This window comes from Paenibacillus sp. GCM10028914 (genome assembly GCF_042666275.1).
In the GTDB taxonomy this organism is placed as follows: Bacteria; Bacillota; Bacilli; order Paenibacillales; family Paenibacillaceae; genus Paenibacillus_AQ.
The window spans coordinates 263,516-283,287 of the sequence record NZ_JBHTFO010000009.1 but is presented as its reverse complement, the minus strand read 5'-3'; the positions used below and the strand labels follow the sequence as shown (position 1 = coordinate 283,287).

The following is a 19,772-nucleotide window of genomic DNA, read 5'->3' as shown; positions in this document are numbered from 1 at the left end:
AAGTTATGGTACCATAGCCAATATTCTTTAATTTGGTAGCATATTAGCACTTTAATGTAATAAAGAACATATAGAGATCGGGGTGTAACGTCATGTCTAAACCTAAAGGCTTTGAAAAACCGGCTGGCGTCCGGGATTACCTCCCCCACGCGGTAACCAGATTACGCCGGATTGAGCAACAGGTCCTTGCGTGTATGGACCGCTGGGGATACCGGCAGATTATGACGCCAACGATGGAATATTACGATACGGTAGGTGTTGCTAGCTCGACATCTGATCAGAAATTGTTCAAGCTGCTTAACAATAGGGGCACAACCATGGTGCTTCGCTCGGATATTACGGCCCCGATTGCCAGGGTAGTAGCATCGTTACTGAAGGAAGAACCATTGCCAATCCGCTTGTCTTACCATGCGAATGTGTTCCGCGCGATTGAAGAAGAGGCGGGCCGGGAGGCTGAGTTTTTCCAGACAGGAGTAGAACTCGTTGGTGATGATTCCCCGGAGGCGGATGCTGAAGTTGTAGCGCTGGCGATTGAATCGCTGCAGGCGGCTGGCGTAGAGCAGTTCAGAATAGCACTGGGTCATGTAGGCTTTCTAAATGGATTGCTGGAAGAGGTACTGCCTGAACGAGTAGAGGATCAAGAGAATCTGAAACATGATTTATTGAACCGAGATTATGTTGGATATCGGAACACGATTTCTGCGCTGCAGCTGAATGAAAGCCAAACCATTAAGCTGGAAGGTATCCTTCGACTCCGTGGTGGCAGAGAAATTTGTGAGCAAGCGCTTGAGCTGAGCGGGAATCCACTGGCTCGATCTTCTATCGATCATCTATGTAAGGTATGGGAAGTGCTTGAAGCGTATGATGTCTCGGAGCATGTATTGATTGATCTGACGATGATCGGAGACTTCTCCTATTATACAGGAATGACGTTTGAAGGCTATGCTGCAGAAATTGGCTCACCTGTCGCAAATGGGGGTCGTTATGACAAGTTGCTACAGCAATTCGGACGGAACATCCCGGCGACAGGTTTTGCCTTAAAAACGAATCGTATTCTGGATGGTGTTCGGGTGGAAGAGACACCAGCACGGCTTCCAGTACTAATACAGTATACAGTAGAGCAGCGTAAAGAAGGTCTGGCGAAGGCCGCTCTACTGCGTAGCGAAGGAAGAGTTGTTGTTACCTCGTTAATAAACGGTGATGCTGAATGGCAATCCGATAATCAAGCTGAAGCTTCGGAAAGCGGGCTGCTGCATAAAGGCTATGAGGAGATTTTTACGTTCTCGTGAATATAGACTGAACAGTAAGGAGGTGCGATCAAATGGCAGAATTATTAAAAGTCGCCATGCCTAAAGGGAGAATCTATAAAAAGGCATCCGAGTTGTTTCGCTCGGCAGGACTTCCTATTCCTATGGACGTCGATGATACGCGCAAGCTGGTTATCTCTTTGCCGGAGGCTGGAATGGAATTTATTCTGGCAAAACCGGTCGATGTACCAACTTATGTGGAGTATGGCGTAGCAGATATCGGTATTGTGGGCAAGGATGTCTTAATGGAAGAGAACAAGGATGTGTATGAGCTGCTTGATCTCGGGATTGCCAGATGCCGAATGTCGGTTATCGGGCTACCGGATTGGACACCAGGTATTCAGCAGCGTGTGGCTACAAAATATCCAAATGTGGCATCACAGTATTTTCGGGAACAGGGGCAACAGGTCGAGGTTGTGAAGCTGAACGGATCGATCGAGCTAGCTCCGCTCATCGGACTTGCTGATCGAATTGTCGATATGGTAGAGACCGGGCAGACGCTGAAAGAGAATGGACTTGTGGAAATGACGAGTCTTTTTGAAATTACAAGCCGATTGATTGCGAACCGTGTGAGCTACCGGATGAAGAATGGTGAGATTCAGGAGCTGTGTGATCGTCTACAAAAGGTGATTATGGCCGGAGAAGCGAATAGATAAGAAGACTGTGCGAAATAAGCGGAGGTACAAGCATTCATAAGAGGAGAGGTAAGGGGGAATCTACGGTGAAGGTTGTGTCGGTACGGGATTTTAAGCTGCAGCGGGAGAGCGATTATGGAACACCGGAGCAGAACGAAGCGGTGAAAGCTGTGGTTCAAGCGGTACGAGCTGAAGGAGATGCCGCACTGCTGCGTTACACAGAAGAATTTGACAAGATGAAGCTCGAAGCGCATGAGCTTCGTGTGCCGGAAGCCGAACTGAAGGCAGCTTACGATCATGTTGAACCATCCTTTGTCACGGCTATTCGGGCTGCGGCTGAGAATATACGCTCATTTCATATGAAGCAAAAGCGAAACTCTTGGATGGATCTTCAGCCAGATGGCAGTATTCTAGGACAGATCATAAGGCCCCTGAGACGAGTTGGCGTTTACGTTCCCGGTGGAAAGGCCGCTTATCCATCCTCTGTGCTTATGAACGTCATTCCGGCACAGGTAGCCGGAGTACCTGAAATCGTTATGGTTACGCCACCAGCAACCCGCGGGAAAGAAGGGATCGATCCTTATATCCTGGTTGCCGCCGCTGAAGCGGGCGTGACGGAGATTTACCGTGTAGGAGGAGCCCAAGCGATTGCTGCACTGGCTTACGGAACAGATTCGATTGTACCCGTGGACAAAATTTGCGGTCCCGGCAATATTTATGTCGCGCTAGCTAAACGGGAAGTGTACGGGGTGGTCAATATCGACAGCATGGCAGGACCAAGTGAAATTGTCGTTCTGGCTGACGATACAGCAGAGCCGTCATACATTGCGGCAGATTTATTATCCCAGGCCGAGCATGATGAGATGGCATCGGCTGTGCTTATAACACCGTCTGAGTCACTTGCCAAGGCGGTGTCCACAGAGGTGGAGCGCCAGCTTGAATTGTTGCCGCGGCGTGATATCGCCCGTGCTTCTCTAGATAGCTACGGAGCCATTATTGTGACGGGTACGATGAAAGAGGGTATCGATCTGGTGAACCGTCTTGCACCGGAACATCTCGAAATTATGACCGAAGAGCCGATGGCACTTATGGGGCAGATTGAGAATGCGGGTGCAATTTTCCTAGGGGCATACAGCTCGGAGCCTGTAGGTGATTATTTTGCAGGACCGAACCATATCATTCCGACGAATGGAACGGCAAGATTTGCGTCGCCGGTTGATCTGGATGATTTTATTAAGAAGTCAAGCATGATTTATTACAGCAAGGAAGCGCTGCTCCGTGACGGTGAGACGATTATGGAGCTGGCACGGCGTGAAGGGTTTGAAGGCCATGCGCAGGCAATCGCTGTTCGGCTGGAGCAAGAGTCAAATACAGGGGGGCAATCATCGTGAGCAATTTTGAAGCAAAAGGGCGGACATCAAGTGTCAGCCGCACAACAAACGAAACCGACATTAAGCTGAAGTTTAACGTAGATGGGACTGGCGTGACCGAGCTGGAGACGGATGTTCCTTTTCTTAATCACATGCTGGATCTGTTCACTAAGCACGGACAATTTGATCTTAACGTGAAAGCGAATGGGGATATCGAGATTGACGACCATCATACGGTAGAGGACATCGGTATTTGCCTAGGTCAAGCTCTGCGTGAAGCGCTTGGTGACAAAAAAGGGATTAAGCGCTACGCAAGCGTGTTTGTGCCGATGGATGAAGCTTTAGCACAGGTGGTGGTTGATATTAGCAACCGCCCGCATTTTGAATATCGTGCGGCGTATCCATCGCAGCAAGTCGGTTCGTTCGATACAGAACTGGTGCAAGAGTTTCTGTGGAAGTTGGCACTTGAGGCACGGATAACGCTGCACGTCATTGTGCATTACGGACAGAACACGCACCATATGATTGAAGCGGTGTTCAAGGCACTGGGCCGTGCGCTAGACGAGGCGACAAGTATTGATCCGAGGGTGACGGGCGTTCCGTCGACAAAAGGAGTGCTGTAAGTCATGGCCATTGCGATTGTGGATTACGGCATGGGCAACCTGCACAGTGTAAGTAAAGCGGTAGAGCGGCTCGGTTATGAGCCGCTTGTCACCGGAGTAGACGAACAAATTTTGGCGGCAGACGGTATTATTTTACCTGGTGTTGGGGCGTTTGGTGATGCGATGGAGCATTTGCATGAAACAGGACTGGATGAAGTAATGAAGAAGGCTGCAGCATCGGGTACAACGCCGCTACTGGGTATTTGTCTTGGGATGCAGTTGTTGTTTAGTGAAAGTGAAGAGCACGGGCGCCATAAGGGACTGAATATTTTGCCGGGGTCGGTTATACGTTTCTCTGGCAGTGATTTTAAGGTGCCTCATATGGGTTGGAACAGCTTGCAGTTCAAGAATCCGGAACATCCGCTGTTTGCGGGGCTTGAGGAAGGGCATGTGTATTTTGTGCATTCATATCATGTCCTTCCTGAGGCGAAATCCCATCTGCTCGCAGTAACGGATTACGGCACGGAAGTGACAGCGATTGTTGGGCATGGCAACGTATATGGTATGCAATTTCACCCCGAGAAGAGCGGGGAGCTTGGCATGAGTCTGCTGCGTAACTTTTTGGGACTGACGAGATCGAAGACTGAATAAAAATAAGAAGTGGGGATGAATATGTCATCATTTATCATATATCCGGCAATTGATATTTTAGGAGGCAAGTGTGTCAGGCTCGTGCAAGGTGATTACAATCAGGAGACGGTTTACAATGATAGTCCGCTGAAAGTGGCACGTTCTTGGGAAGAACAAGGTGGAAAATTCATTCACTTGGTTGATCTTGATGGCGCTAAAGCTGGTCATCCCGTAAACGATGCGATCATCGGCGAGATTGCAGCAAAAATGAATGTACCGGTACAAGTGGGCGGTGGACTCCGTACGATTGCTGATGTAGAGCGCCTGTTATCAATCGGTGTAAGCCGGGTTATTATCGGAACCGCTGCGATTGAAGATCGCGCTTTTACAGAGGAAGTGCTTGGCAAATACGGCGACAAGGTCGCGATTGGTATTGACGCACGGAATGGCTTCGTTGCAACACGTGGATGGCTGGAAACATCCGAGGTGCAGGCTGAAGTGCTGGCGAAGGAGCTCGCTTCAAAAGGGGCAGAGACGTTTATATTTACAGATATTTCACGTGACGGTATGATGCAGGGCCCGAATGTGGAAGCGATTGTGTCACTGGCTAAGGCGAGTGGGCGTACAGTTATTGCTTCTGGCGGCGTGACCAAGCTTGATGATCTTAAGGCGCTTAGCAAGCATTATTCGGACGGTGTCGGAGGTGCTATTGTCGGTAAAGCTCTGTATACGGGTAGTATCGATTTGAGCGAAGCGGTAAGTGTCATTGGTTAGAGCGAAGAATAAAGGGAAGAGGGCGAGAGCATGCTGGCCAAACGAATTATTCCATGTTTGGACGTGAAGGACGGACGGGTTGTAAAAGGAGTTAATTTTGTCAATCTCCGTGATGCAGGAGATCCTGTGGAGCTTGCTGCGCTGTATGACCGGGAAGGAGCAGATGAATTGGTCTTTCTGGACATCTCGGCATCGGTTGAGGGTCGTGCCACGATGGAAGAGGTTGTACGGAGAACCGCAGGTGAAATTGCGATTCCGTTCACTGTTGGCGGCGGAATATCGTCAGTAGAAGATATGAAACGGATTTTGCGTGCGGGTGCGGACAAAATCGGTATTAATACTGCAGCGGTAAAGCAACCTGAGCTCATCTCTGCCGGTGCACGGCGCTTTGGCTCCCAATGTATCGTTGTCGCGGTAGACGCTAAATTCAATGACGTATGGGGCGAGTGGGAAGTATATACCCATGGTGGACGGACTCCGTCGGGGATGAAGGCGCTGGAATGGGTGAAACAGGCGGAGTCGCTTGGTGCAGGAGAAATATTGCTGACGAGTATGGACGCAGATGGCACGAAGGATGGTTTTGACATTGCACTTACGTCTGCTGTATCCAGTACAGTTGGCATCCCGGTTATTGCTTCGGGTGGTGCAGGGAAAGAGGATCATTTCTACGATGTATTTACCTCAGGCAAAGCGGATGCGGGACTTGCCGCGACAATTTTTCACTATAAGGAAATTGCCATACCGGATCTCAAACAGCACTTAAGACAAAAGGGAGTGGACATCAGATGAGTGAGGACATGAAGCTTGATCTATCGCTGGAGCAGATGATTGAACATATTCGCTGGGATGAAGCGGGATTGGTGCCTGCGATCATTCAGGACGGAGTAACTAAACAGGTACTTATGATGGCATATATGAATCGTGAATCAATGCGTCTTACGCTGGAAAGCGGAGAGACTTGGTTCTGGAGTCGTTCGCGCCAAGAGTTATGGCATAAAGGAGCCACATCCGGCAATATTCAATCCGTTGTTTCTCTAGCTTATGACTGTGATGGTGATACTCTATTGGTGCAAGTAAAACCTAAGGGCCCGGCATGTCACACTGGAGAAACGAGCTGTTTCTATAATGAAATTACAGTAGATGGGCAACCTAGCTTATCAGGTATAGAGGATACGATGGCCTTAAGCGACCGATTCGCTGTGATTGCAGAGCTGGAAGAGATCATCGCTAAACGTGAGGTAGAGCGTCCAGAAGGAGCTTATACAACTTACTTATTTGATAAGGGAGTTGATAAAATCCTTAAAAAAGTTGGTGAAGAAGCGTCGGAGACGATCATTGCGGCTAAAAACTGTGACAATGATGAGCTTCGTCTGGAGGTCAGTGACTTGATTTACCACTTGCTGGTTCTCCTGCAAGAGCGGAAACTGCCCCTTGATGATGTATTAGACGAGCTTAGCCGTCGCCATGAACGGCCTCGTCGCGATTAGGAGGCGTACGTTAGATGTACATTGACTATCATACCCACCATGCTCGTTGCGGTCACGCTATTGGGGAACTCGAGGAGTATGTAAAGCGGGGCATAGAGATGGGCTTGGATCAGATTGGGTTGTCCGACCATATGCCTCTCATCCATGTTAATCCTGAAGAGTATTATTCAGAGGTAGCAATGCCAATGGAGGAGCTGCCTCGTTATGTAGAGGAATGTTTAGCGCTTAAAGAGCGCTACAAAGATCAAATTGATGTTCGTGTTGGCCTTGAGGGCGATTATATCGAAGGATATGAACAACAGATCGAAAAGATCATACAAGCTTATCCGTGGGATTATGTCATCGGTTCTGTTCATTTTCTTGGAGAATGGGACATTACCGATTATCGCCAAACACATGGCTGGGAAGGGAAAGACCCCCTTCAGGTATATCGTCAGTATTATGATGCTGTTCAAAAAGCAGCTGAAAGCGGTCTGTATGATATCATGGGTCATCTAGATGTGATTAAGCGATTTGGGTTCGGCCCAGGTGTAGAACATGCTGAAGAAGTGATCGCTATAGAAAAAGCGGCCCTTGCTGCAGTTAGCCGAAGCGGGAAAGCAATGGAGCTTAATGCATCTGGTCTATCCAAACCGTGCGAAGAGATGTTCCCGAGTCGAAGAATGCTGGAGGAAGCAATTAAACTGGGCATTCCGCTTACGCTAGGATCGGATGCGCATCAGCCGCAGAAGCTAGGTGAACATTTGGATACGGCGCGAAGCCTGTTATCCGAGCTGGGAGTAGAGCAGGTAGCTACCTTCCAAAATCGGATCAGGAAAATGGTTCTTTTGAAAGAATAGGACGAACCGATGTATAATAGAAATAAGCACATAAGTAGTTAGAGAAGATATGGCTGTTTTCGTTACTGTGACATCCTCTTTAATAGAGCGGAGGTTACAAAGGCGGAGGCGGCCTGCTTTGGCGATAGCCCTTTTTTTGCTATCATGTACTATGAAAAATCTAATTCAATCATTTTCGGTATCCAGGAGGACCAAATGTATCATTCACTTCGATTGTTTGCTGGCTCATCTAATCCGAAGCTCGCTGAGAGCATTGGTGAGAAGCTAGGCGTTGGACTCGGAAAAATGAAAATTTCTCGCTTTCAGAGCGGTGAAATCTATGTTCATTACGAGGAAAGTATTCGGAACTGCGATGTATTTCTCGTCCAGTCATTCTCTCATCCCATTAATGAAATGTTCGTAGAGTTGCTAGTTATGATTGATGCAGCAAAACGCGCATCTGCTCGGACCGTGAACATTATCGTTCCTTACTATGGATATGCCCGGCAAGAGCGTAAGTCGGCACCAAGAGAGCCGATCTCGGCTAAAATGGTGGCGGATGTTCTAACGACAGCCGGCGCGAACCGCGTTATTACGATTGATCTTCATGCGCCTGCGATTCAAGGATTTTTTAATATTCCAGTTGATCACCTAACGGCATTAGATCTAATAACAGATTATTTGAAGAGCAAGCAGATCGAGAACCCGGTCATTGTCTCACCAGATGCTGGTCGTGCTACAACTGCTGAGAAGCTAGCTAATCGTTTGGGATCGCCGTTTGCGATTATGATCAAACAGCGTCCGGCACATAATGAATCTGTTATTACGCATGTTATTGGGGATGTAAAGGATCGAACACCGATTATTATCGAAGATTTGATTGATACAGGCTCGACGATCGTCCATGTGGTTGAAGGTTTAAAGGAGCGCGGTGCTAGAGATGCTATTGTGTGCGCAACTCATGGTGTATTCTCTGGTCAAGCACTTGAACGTCTAGACCATGCACATATCGAAGAATTGGTCATTACGGACTCTATTGCATTACCTGATAATCATAAGGAATTTGTAAAAGTATTGTCTGTTGCGCCTATGCTGGCACAGGCTACAAATATCATTACTGAAGGTGGATCTATAGCTACATTATTTAAAGATGCCGGGGTTTGACAACCGGTGTCTTTTTTCTGCAAATGCCGTTGTAACGTGTTATACTGTTGTGGATAGGAGCAAGTTAAAGGAGGTGTCTTGCTTCCGTGAATAGATATCAATCAGGGTCAGATGACCTTCACAATATTATACCTATCGAAATGAATGCTAACTTTTTCTTTGATCGTGCGGTTAAATCACTCGATCGTTACCAATATGACAAAGCACTGAAGTATTTTCGCAAAGCTGTTGAATATGAACCGGAGAATCCGGTGAATCATTGCAATATGGCGGGTATATTATCAGAGACGGGCGATTACGAAGGTTCGAACAAGGTGCTGCAGCATATTTTAGATAAAGTTGATTCTTCCATGACAGAATGTTATTTCTACATGGCAAACAACTACGCAAATATGGAGCTTTTCGAGCAGGCGGAAGAGGCACTGGTTACGTATCTGGAGGAGGACTCCAGTGGACAATTTATGGACGAGTCAGAAGAGTTGATGGAACTACTTCAATATGAACTGAACCGTCCCGCCAAGGTGAACCGCATCAAGAGCCGAGAAGGTATGGTCGAGCATGAGCGTGCTCGGGAGCTGCTTGAAGAAGGAAAGTTTGCACAGGCTGTAAAAATGCTTGAGGAGATTGTGGAAGATTGCCCCGATTTCCTTGCAGCACGGAATAACTTGGCGCTAGCCTACTATTACATGGGCAGATTCGCCAAGGCGAAGAAAACCATTGAAGAAGTGCTGGATCAGGAGCCAGGAAATTTGCACGGCTTGTGCAACTTGGCTATTTTCTTCCAACATGAGGGCAATTCGGAGCAGCGTAACCGGCTTGTAGAAATGCTTGCCGCTACGATACCGTTTCATCAGGAGCATGTGTTTAAACTTGCTACGACCATGGGGATCTTGGGAAAACACGAAGAGGCTTTTGGCCATTTTCGACGGTTACTGAAGGATGAAGAGTTCAGCAGTGACCCGAGTCTCTACCATTACACGGCAGTTGCAGCTTGCAACAGTGGTCTTTACGAGGTAGCGGGAAGATATTGGCGTCATGCCAAGAAGCTGGATCCGGAGTCGGTTATTCCGGATTTTTATCTCGCTCAGCTGCAGCAACGCAAAGAAACGGGTACGGCGGTAATGAAGGTTAGCTATCATTATCATCTTCCGTTTGAAGAGCAGTTTAAGCGGTGGGAGCATGATGGAGAAGTAATGACAGAGGAAGCGAAGCATAATCCTCTAATTCGTTCATCTTTCTTCTGGGCTCTGCGATATGGAGATCCTCACATTAAGCTGCAGGTCATCCGTACCCTCGAGCTCATTGCAGACGATGAAGTACAGCATGCGCTTCAAACTTTTTTGCAAGAGCCAGGTGAAGATGCAGCCTTGAAGGATGCAGCACGTCTTGTACTGCAGCAGCTTGAGAGCAAACCGATCCGGAACCAGGACCGTGAGAACGTGAAGAATGTAGAAGTATTGCCCGACTGGCATCCGACTTGGCAAGAAGTTTTAGATAAGGCTTCTCAAATGGTGGACAAACGTCCCGATCATTTCCGTAAACGGGAACTGGAGTCACTATGGTCAGAATTCCTGAGTAAACTGTATCCTGATATTCCGAATATTCGTAATATTTCAGGATGGGCAGCAGCCCTGGAATATATGACAGCCAAAATTCGTGGGCGAGCATATACGTATGAAGAAGTAGCGCTTCGATATGGTATTTCTTCGTCTACTGTACGACGTTATGCGCGTCAGATTGACCAAGTATGTGGTAATCAAGAGGAAGAGAATGGTGAATTCCGCCCTTTTACAGAAAATATTTAATAATAGGGTAAGATAAGAATACGTATAACTGACGATGCTAAAGGAGGCCTTCAATATGTACAAATCAATCGTAATCGGAACAGGACCAGCTGGTCTGACAGCAGCTATTTATTTGGCGCGTGCGAACATGAAACCACTCGTTATCGAGGGAATGCAACCTGGGGGCCAGCTAACTACAACAACCGAGGTAGAGAACTTCCCTGGGTTTCCGCAAGGTATTATGGGGCCAGAACTGATGGACAACATGCGTCAGCAAGCTGAGCGTTTCGGAGCTGAATTCAAAAGTGCTTGGGTTGAGTCCGTGGATTTCTCAGAGCGCCCATTCAAAGTGAAAGTAGAAGGTATGGGAGAACTGCTCGCTGAATCTGTTATCATTTCTACAGGGGCATCAGCTAAGTATCTTGGCATTCCTGGAGAACAGGAAAATGTCGGACGTGGAGTGAGCACATGCGCAACTTGTGACGGCTTCTTTTTCCGTAATAAAAAGATTATCGTTATCGGTGGCGGTGACTCTGCAATGGAAGAGGCTAGTTTCTTGACTCGCTTTGCTTCCAGCGTAACGCTGGTTCACCGTCGTGAGGAACTTCGCGCATCGAAGATCATGCAGGACCGTGCTCGTGAGAACGAGAAGGTGGAATGGGCACTTAACCGTACTCCGCTGGAAGTGGTCACAAGCGAAACCGGCGTTAAAGGACTGAAAGTCCGCAACAACGAAACGGGTGAGGAAGAACTCATCGAAGCGGAAGGTGTATTCGTAGCCATTGGACATACGCCAAATACGGCTTTCCTTGGTGGTCAGATTACAACCGACCCTACCGGATACATTCTCGTTAAACCAGGTACAACGGAGACGAATATTCCAGGTGTATTCGCATGTGGTGACGTACAGGATACCCGCTATCGCCAAGCGATTACAGCTGCAGGTTCCGGTTGTATGGCTGCGATGGATTGCGAGAAGTTCATTGAAGGAAATATGGTACATGACTGGAGCGAAACGCTCAGTAAGTAATAGTAATATTGCATTCAAAAGAGAAGCCGGCTTACCGGCTTCTCTTTTTGTGCTTGCTTATGGTTCCTATTTATCGTTCATGAAGAGCTTTATGGTACAATCTAAACAGACTTCTGAAACGGATATTAGAAGAAGCGGGGGCTTTGTTAGATGGATAAAGCGATCAGGTTTAGGGCAGCTATTACCGTGTTGTTCGGGTCTATAGGGATGGCACTAGTTATCCTTACGGTGTACATATTCAGAGAGGATAAGAACCATAGCAGCATTAATGGACTTATGTTTCTGACACTGTTATCACTGTTCTTTACAGTGGGACATATGGCAGCCCTATTTACAATGATTCGAAGAAAGCAAAGGGTAGAGCAATGATATTATATGAGCATAATCAACTAACCATTCGTCGTCTGGAAGAGGCTGATGCGACTCTACTTGTGAAGTGGCTAAGTGATCCCCAAGTGTTGGCTTATTATGAGGGTCGAGATCGTCCACATGATCTAGAGATGGTGAAAGAACGTTTTTTTGACGAGGATGAATCGAATAACCGTTGTATCATTCAATATGAAAGGCGGGATATCGGATATATCCAGTTTTATCGAATAACCGATGAGGAGCGGGATGAATACGGATATCGTGATGCGCCAGGGGCAATTTTCGGTATGGATCAATTTATTGGGGAAACATCGCTGTGGAATCGAGGAATTGGGAGTAAGCTGATCTCGTCCATGGTTCGTTATTTGATAGATCATGAAGGGGCAAAGCAAATTGTGATGGACCCTCAGGCCTGGAATGAACGGGCGCTCAGGGTATAAAAAGAAATATCTTCAGAGTCATGAATGGCACGAGGGTGAATATCGTGATTGCTGGATTATGGAGTATAGTGCTGAGTGAGGAGAGTTGTTTTGAATAATTATATGAATAAAAATAAGCATTTACTAATTGTACTTGCACCGTTACTTTCAGGTTGGTTGTTAAACACGCTCATTATCTATTTGCCGTTCTTTGGGTCAATATCGATGTGGATACTAAACTTAGCCTTTGTACTGTTCTGGTTCTGGGGAGGTAGACAGTTTGCCAAGCTTTCTATAAAGAAGGTGTACAGTTATCTGCTGGGGAATGTTGTGTGGTTAGTATCTTTTCTGCTCTTCATCTGGCAGTTCATCTTTGTGGATGAAGCCTTTCGCAACATTGCACTAGCAGGTTTGTCCCAATATTATGTACTGTTTACGCTCATCATAGGGACACAGATTCACTTGAGCTATTCTACACAAATTAATACCACCGATGTTGTTATTATTTCATACATTGTAATGCTGGTGGTGTTCACGCTAGGGTTTATCTATCAAGCGGTTAGAGGAAAAAAATCTTCATAGCATCCCGTTCACGGCGATCGTCTCTTAGGTATGAACCTAGGCACGGTCGCCGTTTGTTATTTTCACCCTTCATGGAGCGGTGATTTATAAATCTTGAGATAGTCGCACCATGTCATACAGACGCATTCCGTTCTCGTGAATTTCTTCATCATAATGCCGAATGAAAAAATCCCGATCAATACTGGTCATCCGAAAGCCGCATTTCTGGTACAAGGCGAGTTGGACGATACCTGTGCTACCCGTTCCAACCTCGATGGTTGCAAACCCGAGAGACCGAGCAGACTGCACTGCATGGTTGACGAGCTGTTTGCCAATTCCTTGACCGTGAAAATCTTTATCTACAGCCACATTAACGAGCTCTACAATGCCCGGACGGGTTGGTAACAGCACGTACACCCCAACTATATCTTCTTCCAGTTCTGCGACATAGCACTGTCCACGTTGTATGTATTCCTGAACGTGATTTACAGAAGGATCGGCGAACAACAACAGTTTCATCGGAGGATCCTCGCCCATTCTAAGCAAGCGAATGTGAATGTTCATCTAATGTTACAGCTCCTTACATATATGTATTCCAAGCCATTGCAGGACTATTGTAACACGAAGAATCATAGTAGAAGCTTGAAAAAGCATGCAGTGGCGGAGCATGATCGACTGGGAAGCACAATAAATAGGTTGCAGCATATATTATTGGCAAGTCTGCTCCTGTCAAGGAGCACCGCTGAGCTGCCTATCCAGTGCTCCTGACAAGACAGTCTTAAGGGCAGTTTACTAGCAACGACATGATCTACGGTGTCTAGAACGGTTGCGGTTTCTGCAACGATTGACGTTTCTAACGCGACGTTTACGTGACTTATGCTTTTTTGGACAGCTTCTATGGGGATGATGGCTACCCGTCCGGTGACCATGAGAGTGGTGGCCGTGGGAGTGATTGCAGTGAGATTGGTTGTCGTCGTGAGGATGTTTACCATGAGACTGATTACCATGGGAATGGTTAGCGTCGGAATGAGTACCGTGAGATTTGTTGTCATGAGAACTGCTGTGCTGATTATTCTCTCTCTCGTCACGAGGGAAAGGCATCGGTCTGAAATAAAACATGCTTCATTCTCCTTTCCTGAACATATTGTTTTAGATAAACATTGTCTATCTGTTATATATATACGTCTCGTTTACGACAAAGGGACTGGTCAAATATAAGAGAGTTGCTCAAATCAGCATATGTCTACTATTCATAGGGAGGTAGTCTTGTGGGATTACCGGTTTACAAGGTGTTTATTGATGATAATGAATATGAGATTCTGAAAAGAGACATATGGTCTGATCGTTTCGTTCAAGCGTATATGCAGCAAGGGGGGAGGCGAATTCCAATTCGGATACGTTACCGGGGGGGACATACCCGGGAGTACCCTAAGAAATCCTACGAAATTCGCACATCACGTACAACTTATCATTTTAATGCCGAATATGATGATCCTTCGATGATTAGAAATGCGCTATCGTTCCGATTTTTCAATTCTATACATGTACCGAGTCCGGAGACCCGGCATTGTGTACTTAATATTAATAATAAAAATGCTGGTGTTTATTTGCAGATTGAAGCGGTAAAAGCGGCTTTTTTCCGTCGACGGGGAATTCCGGTACGAAGCATCATATATGCGGTTAATGATTATGCAGATTTTACAGATAAGAGGTTGAAGAAGAAGTCATTGTTCTCCGGATATAGCTTGATTCAAGGTAGTGAGCAGGATCGTACGAGGTTAACTCGCTTTATTCGAAACTTGCATGTCCATGAGGGAGAACAATTACAACAGTATCTGCATCGCCATCTCGACATAGAGAATTATTTACGCTGGCTATGCGGGGCTGTGTTAACGGGCAATTATGATGGATTTAATCAGAACTACACATTGTTCGAACATCGAACACGTAAGGTCTATTCGATCATACCGTGGGATTACGAGGGAACTTGGGGCAGGAACTGTTATGGGAAATTAGTGGATTCTAATCTCGTGAAAATAGAGGGGTACAACAAATTAACAGAAAAGGTATTATCATACCGAGCGTATCGGCAACAATATAAAGCTTTGCTTACCCATTTTTTGAATACGGAGTTTACGGTACATCGCCAACTACCGATTGTGTACCGGATGCATAACAATATTGCAAATGATGTATATATGGATCTGAATCAAAAATGGAGCCATCAATTGTTCAGCAGTGAACCGAATACGATTCGCTATTATATCGAAAGCAGGCGTCAGAATATTGCGGAGCAGCTGTGGAGATTAGATTCCTAATATGGTAATGGTATAATGTGGGTTTAATGATATAATATAGAGATACATTATAGATGAAACTGGAGGGAGAGTTCAATGAAGTTAAGAGAACTAGCTTTCTTGGCTATAAGAGTCCTGTCGATATATTTATTTATCTTAGGACTTAATCATCTTGTTAACCTTCTTGATTTTACAATACCGACATATCTACAAGTAATCGAGCACGATACTACTTACACAGAAGTCTTTCTTATCATTGGTATACCTACGTTTATTTTGTTATTATGCGGTGTTATTTTGTGGTTTTTCGCAGAAAAACTTTCAAAGTATATCGTACCCAGAAACTCGACTGAGGCTGATGGGACTTTTCGATCTAAAGATATAGAGGGATTTGTCTTGTCAGTCGTTGGACTGATTCTTGTGATTCTTTCATTCACTAGCCTCGCAAGAATAATCATGAATTATGTAAATATGATGAACCAAGATATTGGGTTCGACAGATTAGGATTTATTTATTCTTTAGTTGAACAAGGGATACGACTTCTATTAGGTATTATTTTATTGTTTAAGGCAGAAGGATTAGCTCAATTTCTAAGAAAGATAAGAAATCTGGGATTGAAAAACTCAAAGCAAGATAGTTGAGGAAGTCGTAATTGTAATCCAAGTGAAAAGAACGTACTTTCCTAAGCAAGGGAAGTGCGTTTTTTAATCTCAGTTCCGATTGGTACTTAACAAAGCGATTGGAGGATTGGATATGGCATATTCGATATTTCAGGATACGATGTCAGACATGAGCTTCACGGACATTCAGGCCAGCATCGATAAAGGGGCTATTGTATTACTGCCTACCGGCGTGATCGAGCAACAAGGTCCTCATTTACCAACAGCTTCGGACATTTATGTGAGTCACTTGATATGCCGAAAGATCAAAGATCAACTTCAAGAAGATGACATCGAATGTTTGATCGCACCTCCTTTTTATTGGGGGGTCAATCATATTACTGGTGCGTTTCCAGGATCTTTTACTTCAAGAAAAGAGACCGTAAAGAATGTGCTGTTCGATATATTTGAGTGCTTGAGCAGGTGGGGAGTGAAAAAAGTATTTATTGTAGATATTCATGGCGATCCGATGAATGGAGCCGCTTTATACGAAAGCATCGTAGCAGGCAGGGATAATTTAGGATTGGATGTCCGTTCAGTCATTTCTCACTGGATTGCTGAGGACCTCGGGATCCATCTGGAGAATGAAAATTTTCTGATCTACAATGTGGAAATGACTCCAGAGGATCTCCCCGCGCCTAAACAATATTTAGATATTCATGCGGGTGAAGGTTCAACTGCTCAAATGGTTAAGTTCTTCCCTGATTTGGTGAAATCTGAAGTAGCCCTGAAATTAGAACCTACCAATCTCAAATATGAAGATTTAAAAAAATGGCACCAAGGCGGCGAAACCGCCAGAAATATAACACCTCTCGGATATTTTGGCGCACCTGCAGACTTTGAAATGGAGGATGTAGATAACCTTAATTTAATAGATGGAATTAGCAAATTTGCAACCATTCGATTAAAAGAATATTTGAAGCGTTGAATATAAAGAAGACCCGGCAACCTGCCGGGCTTTCTTTTTTTACAATGATTTTCTCAAATACTCGACCCACTGCTCATAAAGTTCGGTCTCTGAACAATTGAATATCGCATGGAATCCGTTTATATTTCGTATCAATTTGTTTAGATCATCGATTCCATACTTCGAAATAATGAATTGGACGATCGTGTACGAGAGCTGAAATCCTTTCATTGTCCCGAAATCCCAAGTATCGTTATTCAACTCATGGAAGTATGGGACTCTACCCTGCTTAAGGACATCGGCTATGGAGCTTTTAATGAATTCTGATGACATTTGCTTCGATTCATATCCTCCAATACCTTGTCGGATCCATTTTGGAGCTGCGGGGTTAATATCACCTATCAACCACATTGCATACAGGTGAACGGTTGACATTAAAATCGAGTCATACGTGTGCTCAGGTCCCGGGTTCAGCGGAGAGACGATTTTTAATATGTTGTTCTCCATCGTTCCCATGAACCAGTTCGGTGCGTCATGCTCTCCCATAGCTTGATGGAATGTCTTGAGATCAGGATATATTTCAATCGTGATTTTTGAGCTGGGTACATGTTTGTATTTCTTATTTAGCTGCTCCACGTTTTCCTGAAGTTTGTTAAATAAGTCTTGGTGTACCTTGTTTGGACTTTCTTTTTGTGAATCTCCTAATTTATCTTTATTTACAATGGATATCATATTCTGAATAGACATAATGGCAATGTCACCCCATTCTTTTAATTCAACCCTTAATTTCTCCAACGTGCGATACAGTCGGTTCTTCACTGCACTTTCGCGCATGCCTGTAATTTCAGCTATATCTCCAAAGGTACAGTCCACGAAAAAGCGCAGCATAATGATCTGATTATCTAATGCGTTTAATTTCTTCAAAGCTGAACTAATATCAAATTGAATTTCAACATGCTTTGTAAAATCAAGAGAAATGAGATGCGATTCGTAGCCCGATAGATCAGAGCTGCTTTCAGGGGAACGGGATATTCTGCGATACTCATTTTTCAGTGTGTTTTGAGCAATTTTAAAGATCCATGTAAACATACTGGATTCCTGGTTAAAAGAATGAATATTTCTTAGCACTTTTATAAAAACCTGTTGTGTTAAGTCTTCTGCAGCCTCAGGGTTTACCTTGAATGAGAAGTACTTATGGATTTTCCCATAATACTGCTGAAAAATGTCTTCCATACGCTCTGTGCTGGCCTGCATATCCGGATATGCAGGGTGTTGTTTGTCATGAGCTCCTGACATGTGTGAACCTCCTCTTGACCTTACAATGTATTAGACACCGGGAATGGAGAAAAAGCCACGAAGAATTTTGAAATAGCATAGAAATGTAAAGATCGATAATGTTCTAAAACCATAAGTTGGCTTATACTAGATACAATTGAGAAATAATTTATCCGGATGGATATATTTATGAAATCGGAGGGAAGCCACACTTATGAAAGTGGTCATGGATTTAAAGAAAGAGGATTTTTGGTATTTTAATAAGTATGTCATGTTCAATATGCCTAAGTATAGAATCGCTATGATATTTAGTCTGCTGAGTATCCCGGTCTCTTGTATCATTATTTCGAAACTGCTCGGTTCCGGCTGGTTGTTCTCTATTATTACTGGGGCGATTATTGGTGGTTTGGCAGACGTCTTGTTCATATATCGAATCAAGAGCAGAACCATGAAAATGGTAGTAAAGATGAATGACGGCGTGGTCGGGGAGCATTTAATTGAAGTGAGTGAACAGGGGCTCTATGATGCTACAACCCGAGCGAAGTCACACTCTGCATGGGATGGTATTCATGACTTAAGGCAGGACAAGCACAGCATGTATATTTTTGTAAACAGCCTGCAGGCTACGATCATTCCAAAGAGATCTTTTGCAAACCAAGCTGAAGAGCAAGCTTTTATAAAGCTGGTTGAACAGTACACCAAGAAGCAATTTAAGTAGCCTTTTTGCAAAATACTAAAGACAGCATATCACTTCTATGGAATGTATAAGAACAGTTTGAAAGAAAGCCTGGCAAAGTGCCGGGCTTTTTTTTATGTTAAGGGTATGTAATATAATTTGCTTTTTGCAATATATATATTGCATTATGTCGTGTTATCGGTATAATGGGATTATCAGGAAGGAAATATTAACCAAATTGTGCCGGGGAGGAGCTTGATCATGAAATGGTTCAATAAAAATCAAGTAGAGGACGAACGCATCGTCCACATGAAGAACAAGATTTATAAAGAGGTTTACGTTCTGATTATGAGCATTTGTATGGTTTCTACGATTGTGAAAAGTTTTATGATGGAAGACTGGAAATCTTCTTTGCTGGAGCTTGTCATCGTTGTGTCAGGTGGATTATATTTTAGTGTCCGAAGTATTTTCCTCGGTATTTATTCGGATGAAGTAGAGGTGCATGACAGCAGAAGCAAGATCTCACTGAAAACTCGGAATTTGCTCTGGAGTATAGGGATTGTAGCTTTTGTTGCACTGTTCATTGGGATTCGGAATGCTATTCTGTATTCAGATGGCAGTTGGTCAAAGGGGCTATTGAACTTCTTTCTAATCAGTTCCGTAACGCTGTTGATGAGTGCTCCAATTTTTGTCGTAGGAAATTTGATTATTCACAAACTCGCTAATAAAGCGAGTCAGAAAATGTCCGGGAAAGATCCGCTGGATGAGTAGTAAGGGAACAGGTGATTGTGCATGAAGAATATCAAACTGAAGATGGCCCGGGTAGAGAAAGACCTTTCTCAAGAGGATTTGGCCAAAATTGTAGGCGTCTCAAGGCAAACGATCGGATTAATTGAACTTGGCAAATACAATCCGTCGCTTAGTTTATGTGTTGCCATATGCAAAGCGTTGTCTAGAACACTAAATGATTTATTTTGGGAGGAGGATTAAGGAGGTTGGCTTGATCA

Annotated in this window: 24 protein-coding genes; 22 read left to right on the top strand and 2 right to left on the bottom strand. The window is 44.8% G+C overall.

Annotation, left to right across the window (positions count from 1 at the left end):
- Positions 1–92 precede the first annotated feature (92 nt).
- The 15 genes from ACFQV5_RS09940 to ACFQV5_RS09870 all read left to right on the top strand — a co-directional run bounded on the left by ACFQV5_RS09940 (position 93) and on the right by ACFQV5_RS09870 (position 12,971).
- Entirely contained in the window at positions 93–1,289 is a 1,197-nt protein-coding gene (locus tag ACFQV5_RS09940; protein ID WP_379246172.1) for an ATP phosphoribosyltransferase regulatory subunit, read from the top strand.
- 32 nt (positions 1,290–1,321) lie between these two features.
- Positions 1,322–1,963 carry an ATP phosphoribosyltransferase gene (gene hisG / locus ACFQV5_RS09935; protein WP_379246170.1) on the top strand — a complete coding sequence of 214 codons (642 nt, stop codon included), beginning with the start codon at positions 1,322–1,324 and terminating at the stop codon, positions 1,961–1,963.
- 65 nt (positions 1,964–2,028) lie between these two features.
- Positions 2,029–3,333, top strand: a complete 1,305-nt coding sequence (gene hisD / locus ACFQV5_RS09930) for a histidinol dehydrogenase (RefSeq protein WP_379246168.1) — start codon at positions 2,029–2,031, stop codon at positions 3,331–3,333.
- Entirely contained in the window at positions 3,327–3,935 is a 609-nt protein-coding gene (gene hisB / locus ACFQV5_RS09925) for an imidazoleglycerol-phosphate dehydratase HisB (protein ID WP_379246223.1), read from the top strand. Before hisD ends, hisB begins: the two co-directional genes overlap by 7 nt.
- 3 nt (positions 3,936–3,938) lie before the next feature.
- Complete coding sequence (hisH, locus tag ACFQV5_RS09920) at positions 3,939–4,565, top strand: imidazole glycerol phosphate synthase subunit HisH (protein ID WP_379246166.1); 627 nt, start codon at positions 3,939–3,941, stop codon at positions 4,563–4,565.
- A 21-nt stretch (positions 4,566–4,586) separates the two neighbouring features.
- Complete coding sequence (hisA, locus tag ACFQV5_RS09915; protein WP_379246164.1) at positions 4,587–5,318, top strand: 1-(5-phosphoribosyl)-5-[(5-phosphoribosylamino)methylideneamino]imidazole-4-carboxamide isomerase; 732 nt, start codon at positions 4,587–4,589, stop codon at positions 5,316–5,318.
- 30 nt (positions 5,319–5,348) lie between these two features.
- Entirely contained in the window at positions 5,349–6,107 is a 759-nt protein-coding gene (gene hisF / locus ACFQV5_RS09910) for an imidazole glycerol phosphate synthase subunit HisF (protein ID WP_379246162.1), read from the top strand.
- A complete protein-coding gene (hisIE, locus tag ACFQV5_RS09905) occupies positions 6,104–6,805 on the top strand; it encodes a bifunctional phosphoribosyl-AMP cyclohydrolase/phosphoribosyl-ATP diphosphatase HisIE (RefSeq protein ID WP_379246160.1) in 702 nt (233 codons plus the stop codon). The genes hisF and hisIE overlap by 4 nt, the downstream gene beginning before the upstream one ends.
- A gap of 14 nt (positions 6,806–6,819) precedes the next feature.
- Positions 6,820–7,644: a histidinol-phosphatase HisJ gene (hisJ, locus tag ACFQV5_RS09900; protein ID WP_379246158.1), complete on the top strand. Its 825-nt coding sequence runs from the start codon at positions 6,820–6,822 to the stop codon at positions 7,642–7,644.
- A 195-nt stretch (positions 7,645–7,839) separates the two neighbouring features.
- Positions 7,840–8,787 carry a ribose-phosphate diphosphokinase gene (locus tag ACFQV5_RS09895; RefSeq protein WP_379246221.1) on the top strand — a complete coding sequence of 316 codons (948 nt, stop codon included), beginning with the start codon at positions 7,840–7,842 and terminating at the stop codon, positions 8,785–8,787.
- Positions 8,788–8,927: 140 nt separating this feature from the next.
- Positions 8,928–10,592, top strand: coding sequence for a tetratricopeptide repeat protein (locus ACFQV5_RS09890; RefSeq protein ID WP_379246219.1), 1,665 nt, complete (start codon positions 8,928–8,930; stop codon positions 10,590–10,592).
- A gap of 55 nt (positions 10,593–10,647) precedes the next feature.
- Positions 10,648–11,601 carry a thioredoxin-disulfide reductase gene (trxB, locus tag ACFQV5_RS09885; protein WP_379246156.1) on the top strand — a complete coding sequence of 318 codons (954 nt, stop codon included), beginning with the start codon at positions 10,648–10,650 and terminating at the stop codon, positions 11,599–11,601.
- Between the two features lie 150 nt (positions 11,602–11,751).
- Positions 11,752–11,970, top strand: coding sequence for a hypothetical protein (locus tag ACFQV5_RS09880; RefSeq protein ID WP_379246154.1), 219 nt, complete (start codon positions 11,752–11,754; stop codon positions 11,968–11,970).
- Positions 11,967–12,410, top strand: coding sequence for a GNAT family N-acetyltransferase (locus tag ACFQV5_RS09875; protein ID WP_379246152.1), 444 nt, complete (start codon positions 11,967–11,969; stop codon positions 12,408–12,410). The genes ACFQV5_RS09880 and ACFQV5_RS09875 overlap by 4 nt, the downstream gene beginning before the upstream one ends.
- A gap of 102 nt (positions 12,411–12,512) precedes the next feature.
- Entirely contained in the window at positions 12,513–12,971 is a 459-nt protein-coding gene (locus ACFQV5_RS09870; RefSeq protein ID WP_379246150.1) for a hypothetical protein, read from the top strand.
- A gap of 84 nt (positions 12,972–13,055) precedes the next feature.
- Here the strand turns inward: ACFQV5_RS09870 and ACFQV5_RS09865 are convergent, their stop codons facing one another.
- Positions 13,056–13,508, bottom strand: coding sequence for a GNAT family N-acetyltransferase (locus tag ACFQV5_RS09865; RefSeq protein WP_379246217.1), 453 nt, complete (start codon positions 13,506–13,508; stop codon positions 13,056–13,058).
- 311 nt (positions 13,509–13,819) lie between these two features.
- Here ACFQV5_RS09865 and ACFQV5_RS09860 point away from each other — a divergent pair, with 311 nt between their 5' ends.
- The 4 genes from ACFQV5_RS09860 to ACFQV5_RS09845 all read left to right on the top strand — a co-directional run bounded on the left by ACFQV5_RS09860 (position 13,820) and on the right by ACFQV5_RS09845 (position 16,835).
- Positions 13,820–13,969, top strand: coding sequence for a hypothetical protein (locus ACFQV5_RS09860; RefSeq protein WP_379246148.1), 150 nt, complete (start codon positions 13,820–13,822; stop codon positions 13,967–13,969).
- 249 nt (positions 13,970–14,218) lie between these two features.
- On the top strand, positions 14,219–15,268 hold the full coding sequence (locus ACFQV5_RS09855; protein WP_379246146.1) for a CotH kinase family protein: 1,050 nt from the start codon (positions 14,219–14,221) through the stop codon (positions 15,266–15,268).
- A 75-nt stretch (positions 15,269–15,343) separates the two neighbouring features.
- Positions 15,344–15,889 carry a hypothetical protein gene (locus ACFQV5_RS09850; RefSeq protein WP_379246144.1) on the top strand — a complete coding sequence of 182 codons (546 nt, stop codon included), beginning with the start codon at positions 15,344–15,346 and terminating at the stop codon, positions 15,887–15,889.
- Positions 15,890–16,001: 112 nt separating this feature from the next.
- Positions 16,002–16,835 (top strand): creatininase family protein, encoded by an 834-nt coding sequence (locus ACFQV5_RS09845; protein ID WP_379246142.1) that lies wholly within the window; start codon positions 16,002–16,004, stop codon positions 16,833–16,835.
- 39 nt (positions 16,836–16,874) lie between these two features.
- Here ACFQV5_RS09845 and ACFQV5_RS09840 read toward each other — a convergent pair whose 3' ends face one another.
- A complete protein-coding gene (locus tag ACFQV5_RS09840) occupies positions 16,875–18,110 on the bottom strand; it encodes an RNA polymerase sigma factor (RefSeq protein WP_379246140.1) in 1,236 nt (411 codons plus the stop codon).
- Between the two features lie 193 nt (positions 18,111–18,303).
- On the opposite strand from ACFQV5_RS09840, the gene ACFQV5_RS09835 reads away from it, so the two are divergent.
- From ACFQV5_RS09835 to ACFQV5_RS09825, 3 genes are all read left to right on the top strand, one after another.
- Positions 18,304–18,807, top strand: coding sequence for a YcxB family protein (locus tag ACFQV5_RS09835; protein WP_379246138.1), 504 nt, complete (start codon positions 18,304–18,306; stop codon positions 18,805–18,807).
- A gap of 219 nt (positions 18,808–19,026) precedes the next feature.
- The gene (locus tag ACFQV5_RS09830) at positions 19,027–19,536 is read left to right on the top strand and encodes a DUF6773 family protein (protein ID WP_379246136.1); all 510 of its coding nucleotides are present in this window, start codon (positions 19,027–19,029) and stop codon (positions 19,534–19,536) included.
- Between the two features lie 21 nt (positions 19,537–19,557).
- The gene (locus tag ACFQV5_RS09825; protein ID WP_379246134.1) at positions 19,558–19,755 is read left to right on the top strand and encodes a helix-turn-helix transcriptional regulator; all 198 of its coding nucleotides are present in this window, start codon (positions 19,558–19,560) and stop codon (positions 19,753–19,755) included.
- Positions 19,756–19,772: the final 17 nt, after the last annotated feature.